Annotated in this window: 7 protein-coding genes; 1 reads left to right on the top strand and 6 read right to left on the bottom strand. The window is 64.7% G+C overall.

The genetic code is table 11. From position 1 onward, the window contains the following. From NKH59_RS33080 to NKH59_RS33055, 6 genes are all read right to left on the bottom strand, one after another. A partial coding sequence (locus NKH59_RS33080) for an MFS transporter (RefSeq protein ID WP_353024416.1) occupies positions 1-483 on the bottom strand: 483 nt, incomplete at its 3' end. Between the two features lie 91 nt (positions 484-574). Further along, positions 575-997, bottom strand: a complete 423-nt coding sequence (locus NKH59_RS33075) for a lipocalin-like domain-containing protein (protein WP_353024417.1) — start codon at positions 995-997, stop codon at positions 575-577. Between the two features lie 65 nt (positions 998-1062). Then, on the bottom strand, positions 1063-2079 hold the full coding sequence (locus tag NKH59_RS33070) for a zinc-dependent alcohol dehydrogenase family protein (RefSeq protein ID WP_353024414.1): 1017 nt from the start codon (positions 2077-2079) through the stop codon (positions 1063-1065). A gap of 25 nt (positions 2080-2104) precedes the next feature. Further along, a complete protein-coding gene (locus tag NKH59_RS33065) occupies positions 2105-2500 on the bottom strand; it encodes a (R)-mandelonitrile lyase (protein WP_352819453.1) in 396 nt (131 codons plus the stop codon). Positions 2501-2519: 19 nt separating this feature from the next. Then, the gene (locus tag NKH59_RS33060) at positions 2520-2990 is read right to left on the bottom strand and encodes a cyclophilin-like fold protein (RefSeq protein WP_353024412.1); all 471 of its coding nucleotides are present in this window, start codon (positions 2988-2990) and stop codon (positions 2520-2522) included. After that, positions 2987-4177: an MFS transporter gene (locus NKH59_RS33055; RefSeq protein WP_353024410.1), complete on the bottom strand. Its 1191-nt coding sequence runs from the start codon at positions 4175-4177 to the stop codon at positions 2987-2989. Before NKH59_RS33055 ends, NKH59_RS33060 begins: the two co-directional genes overlap by 4 nt. A 147-nt stretch (positions 4178-4324) precedes the next feature. On the opposite strand from NKH59_RS33055, the gene NKH59_RS33050 reads away from it, so the two are divergent. Beyond that, positions 4325-4569: LysR family transcriptional regulator (locus NKH59_RS33050; protein ID WP_353024408.1), on the top strand; the 245-nt coding region annotated here is incomplete at its 3' end.

Genomic DNA, 4569 nt, shown 5'->3' with positions numbered 1-4569 from the left:
TGCGATCGCGGCGAAGCCGCTCGCCGCATAAAGCGCAGATCCGATCGGCGCGCCTAGCGCGAGCGCCGCGAACATCGCCGTGCCCACCCAGGCTATGACCTTTCCGGAGTTCTGTCCGCCCGCAAGGGAAAGGCCCCAGGCGACGCCGCCGGTGATGATGAAGCTCTCAGACGCGCCCAGTACCGCCCGGCCGGCGAAGAGCGCCGATGCGGACGCTACGGGCCGGTCGAGCAATGCCAGCGAGCCGACGTAAATGAACCCCGCCAGGGCAGCGGCAATGAGGCCGACGACGACGGCCCGCTTGCCGCCGCGCCCATCGGCATAGTTTCCAGCCCCAATGCGCGACAGCATCGAGGCGACGAACTGGCTGCCCGTCACCAGCCCGACTGCGAAGGGGCCGAAGCCGAGCTGCTGGTGAAGATGCAGCGGCAGGACGGGTAGCGCCAAGCCGATCAGGAGGAAGCCGGCGAAGACAGCCGCCATGATTGGCGCCAGTTCCGCTGTCGCGCCATTTCGGTCTGAAGTCCGCGCCATTGTGGCCATCGATGACAGGTTGACAGTCGGGCTGTTCCGATCAGTAACGTTCGTAGGTTACGCGCCAGCCTTCGGCCGGATTGTCCGGGGTGAGGACCAGTTTGTTGCCCAAGACTTCGAATTTGCGTTTCATGCTCTTACCGACAAGGTTGCGGACCAGGGAGGACTCGATCGTGATGACGAAGGTCTTGTCCTGGTCGTCGATGGCGACCGGGCCGTAATAGGCTTCGTAGCCATTCGCTGTATAAGGCGTGTCCGGCGCCTTGGCGTCGGGGTTCTGGGCCTGCACCGAGAGGGTGCCGGCCTCGATGAAGATGACCTGGCCGGAATATGGCACGGGCTTGAGGTTTCCATCGGCACCGGCCTCGAGCGACCTCATGCGCCATGCGCCAATGATCGGGGACTCTTGCGAGAAAGCCGGCGTGATAACTGAAAGCGCAAGGGCGGCGATCTTCAATCTCATCGTCATATGCGTTGTTCCTTTTCTGATTGTTGTGGGTGCGGACAGGCCGTCCGTCCAATCTTCGCTCACACCGAAAGCATGACCTTGATGGCGCGCCGCTCGTCCATGGCGCGGTAGCCTTCAGCGACCTCGGCCAACGGCAGCTTGAGGTCGAAGACCTTGCCGGGCTTGATCCGACCTTGCAGCACACGGTCCATAAGGTCGGGCAGGAAGCGGCGCACTGGCGCGGGGCCGCCCAACATGCGCTTCTGGCCGAAGAATAGTTTTTGGCCGTCGAAGCTCACGCCGTGCGGCACGCCGACATAGCCGATGGTGCCGCCGGGGCGAGAGCAGGCCAGCGCCTGGTCGAAGGATTCCGCCGTGCCGACGCATTCCAGCACCGAGTCCGCGCCGACGTCCTTGGTGAGCTCTTTGATCCGGGCCACACCTTCCTCGCCGCGCTCGGCGACGATGTCGGTGGCGCCGAACTCGCGAGCGAGTTTCTGGCGGCTGGCGTGCCGGCTCATGGCGATGATGCGCTCGGCGCCCATCTCCTTGGCCGCAAGCACGCCCATCAGGCCGACCGCACCGTCGCCGACCACCACCACCGTCGATCCTTCTCGGACCTCGGCTGCGTCGGCCGCATACCAGCCGGTGCCGAGCACATCGGACACGGCCAGCAGGTCGGGGATGAGTTCGGCCGGCGGCACCTCGGCGGTGGCGACCAGTGTGCCATCCGCCAACGGCACGCGGGCGTAAGGCGCCTGCGCGCCCGACATGAACTCGCGCTGCACACAGCACGACTGGAAGCCGAAGCGGCAATGCGGGCAGGTATTGTCGGAGAGGCAGAACGAGCCGACGACGAACTGGCCGGGACGGACGGTGCGCACCTCTGCGCCGACCTCGACGACGATGCCACAATATTCGTGGCCCATATGCATCGGGCCGTCGACCGGCTGCAGCCCGCGATAGGGCCACAGGTCCGAGCCGCAGATGCAGCTTGCCGAGAGCTTGATGATGGCGTCCGTTGGCCGCATGATTTTCGGATCGGCGATTTCCTCGCAGCGGATGTCGCCCGGTTTGTGAAGAACAGTTGCGAGCATTTTGGTTCCTTTCGAGTCGAGAAGATCAGGCGCCGTAGTCGGCGTCGCTGACATGTTCCAGCCAGTCCACGACCTTGCCGTCCTTGACCTCCTGGAGGGCGATGTGGGTCATGGCGGTCTGAGGCGACGCGCCGTGCCAGTGCTTTTCGCCGGGCGCGAACCAGACGACGTCACCCGGACGGATTTCTTCGACCGGGCCACCCTCGCGCTGCACGCGGCCAAGGCCGGAGACGACGATCAGCGTCTGGCCGAGCGGATGCGTGTGCCAGGCGGTGCGGGCGCCGGGCTCGAAGGTCACCTGTGCGCCTTGGACCCGCCCGGCATCGAAGGGATTGAAGAGCGGATCGATCCGCACCGTTCCGGTGAACCAGTCAGCCGGCCCCTTGGCGGAAGGCCTTGTGCCTGCGCGAAGAATGTCCATGGTGATCTCCTTTGTGTCCTCAAATGCGTTCGATGCGAAGCGGGAACTCGCCGCGAAGGTGCAGGGCCTGCTCGCCCTCGTCGAAGCGGCCGAGCCTGATCAGCCCGGGATGTCGGTAGTCGGCGTAGAACATGGCCAGGTTGCCCCAGAGCATGAAATAACACAGGTCATAGGGCTGCTCGTTGGCGAACGGACCGCTTCCCTCCTCAGTCAGCTTGCGCGGCAGATAGGCGATCTTCTCGTTATGCGCGTAGTCCTCGATCTTGAGGTCGAGCGGCAGCATGGAGAAGAAGTCGCGCGCCGACGGATTGTCGTAGAGCGTGGCGGTCATGGTGCGGCCGTTGAAAATCATCCTGATCTTCATGTCAGTTGGCTCCTGGCTTACAGGGGCTTCGCCTTCTTGGCTGGCGGCTGCGCGAGGCAGGGCCGCCACCGCGAGCGCGGCGCCAAGCAATGTCCTGCGGCTGAGCGGCGCACGCTCGATAGTCATGGCAAAGATCTCCGGGCCATATGCGATGCGGCAAAGGCGGCGAGCGCTGATCCGCAGAGCAGCACCGCGCCTAGAGCGAACGCTCCCCACCAGCCGACCCTATCGAAGAGCGTGCCGCCGATGGCGGCACCGCCGGTGATGGCGAGCTGGATGACGGCTACCTGCAACCCGCCGCCGGCCTCTGCGTCGTCCGGCAACGTCCGGCTGAGCCACGTACCCCAGCCAACCGGCGCGGCCGTGCCGAAAAAGCCCCAGGCAACGAGCAGCGGCGCTGTAGGAATTGGCATCGTACCGAAGGCGATGAGCGCTACGGCCAGCGCGGCCATGACAAGCGGGATGACGATGAGGATGCTGAACAGGCGCGTGCGCAAAAGCCGGCCGACGCACCATGTGCCGAGCACCCCCGCCAGCCCCATCGCCAGCAGGATCGCCGAAAGCTCGGCGATGTCGAGCCGAGTGACGCTCTCGAGGAAGGGCCGCAGATAGGTGAAGAGCGCGAACTGACCCATGAACAGCATCATGATTGACGCCATGCCGGTGGCGACAGGAAGACCGCCGAGGAGCGCCAGCGGATTGCCAGGACGGTTCCTCCGGCGCGGGGGCAGCGCCGGCAGGCTTGTCCACTGCCAGACCAGCGCCAGGACCCCAAGCGGCACGACGAGGAAGAAAGCGCCGCGCCAGCCGACATAGGCGCCAAGAAAACTGCCCAGCGGCGCGGCGATGGTGGCCGCAATGGCATTGCCAGCGTTTAGCATGGCGAGACCCTTCGGAACCATGTCTTGCGGCACGAGGCGCATGACGATCGCGGTCGACATCGACCAGAACCCGCCGATCGCGATGCCGAGTAGCGCCCGGCCGACCATGAGGAACGCGTAGTTCGGCGCGAAGGTGACAGCGAGCCCGGACACGATCAGGAGAAGGGTAAAGCCGGTCACGACCAGTCGGCGGTCGATCCGGCGTGTGAGGCCCGAGACCAGCAGGCTGGTCACGACGGCGAAAACGCCCGAAATCGAGATCGCCTGTCCCGTGCGGCCCTCGGTGATGCCGAGATCGGCCGCTAGCGGCGACAGCAGGCTGACCGGCATGAATTCCGACGCGATGAGCACGAAAACACACAGCGCCATCGACAACACCGCGCCCCATGCGGCGCGGTCTTCGACAAGCCTTGTGTCGTACGTCGTTTCCATAATTGGCATCCTTGCAAGGCGACTGGGGCGGATCGCCAATCCCCGTCGCCATGCCAGAAGATATTGCAGAGGGAGCCATTCTATTAGACTGAGTAATTCGCATGGACTTATCTGCTTGTGATATAAGTGTCAGACGGGAGGTGCCCTATGCAGCGCGATGGCATGAAGGATCTGCTCTGGTTCGTGGCGGTCGCCCGGGAGCGCAGCTTCACCAAGGCGGCGGCCAAGCTCGGAACCTCGCAGTCGACCCTGAGCTCTACAATCAAGGAGCTTGAAGCTCGTCTTGGCGTCCGCCTGCTGACACGTACGACGCGGAGCGTCGCACCGACCGAGGCCGGCGAGCGACTTTTCCAATCTCTTGTTCCCCGCTTCGAGGAAATCGAAGCCGACCT

Origin of the sequence: Mesorhizobium sp. M0998 (genome assembly GCF_040318885.1) — a bacterium.
GTDB lineage: Bacteria > Pseudomonadota > Alphaproteobacteria > Rhizobiales > Rhizobiaceae > Mesorhizobium.
The sequence above is the reverse complement of the archived record's forward strand: the minus strand, read 5'-3'. Positions and strand labels throughout refer to the sequence as shown.

Bases quoted from the DNA above. Each gene is read 5' to 3' on its own strand.
- NKH59_RS33075 (WP_353024417.1), bottom strand. From the start codon at position 997: ATGAGATTGAAGATCGCCGCCCTTGCGCTTTCAGTTATCACGCCGGCT.
- NKH59_RS33070 (WP_353024414.1), bottom strand. From the start codon at position 2,079: ATGCTCGCAACTGTTCTTCACAAACCGGGCGACATCCGCTGCGAGGAA.
- NKH59_RS33065 (WP_352819453.1), bottom strand. From the start codon at position 2,500: ATGGACATTCTTCGCGCAGGCACAAGGCCTTCCGCCAAGGGGCCGGCT.
- NKH59_RS33060 (WP_353024412.1), bottom strand. From the start codon at position 2,990: ATGACTATCGAGCGTGCGCCGCTCAGCCGCAGGACATTGCTTGGCGCC.
- NKH59_RS33055 (WP_353024410.1), bottom strand. From the start codon at position 4,177: ATGGAAACGACGTACGACACAAGGCTTGTCGAAGACCGCGCCGCATGG.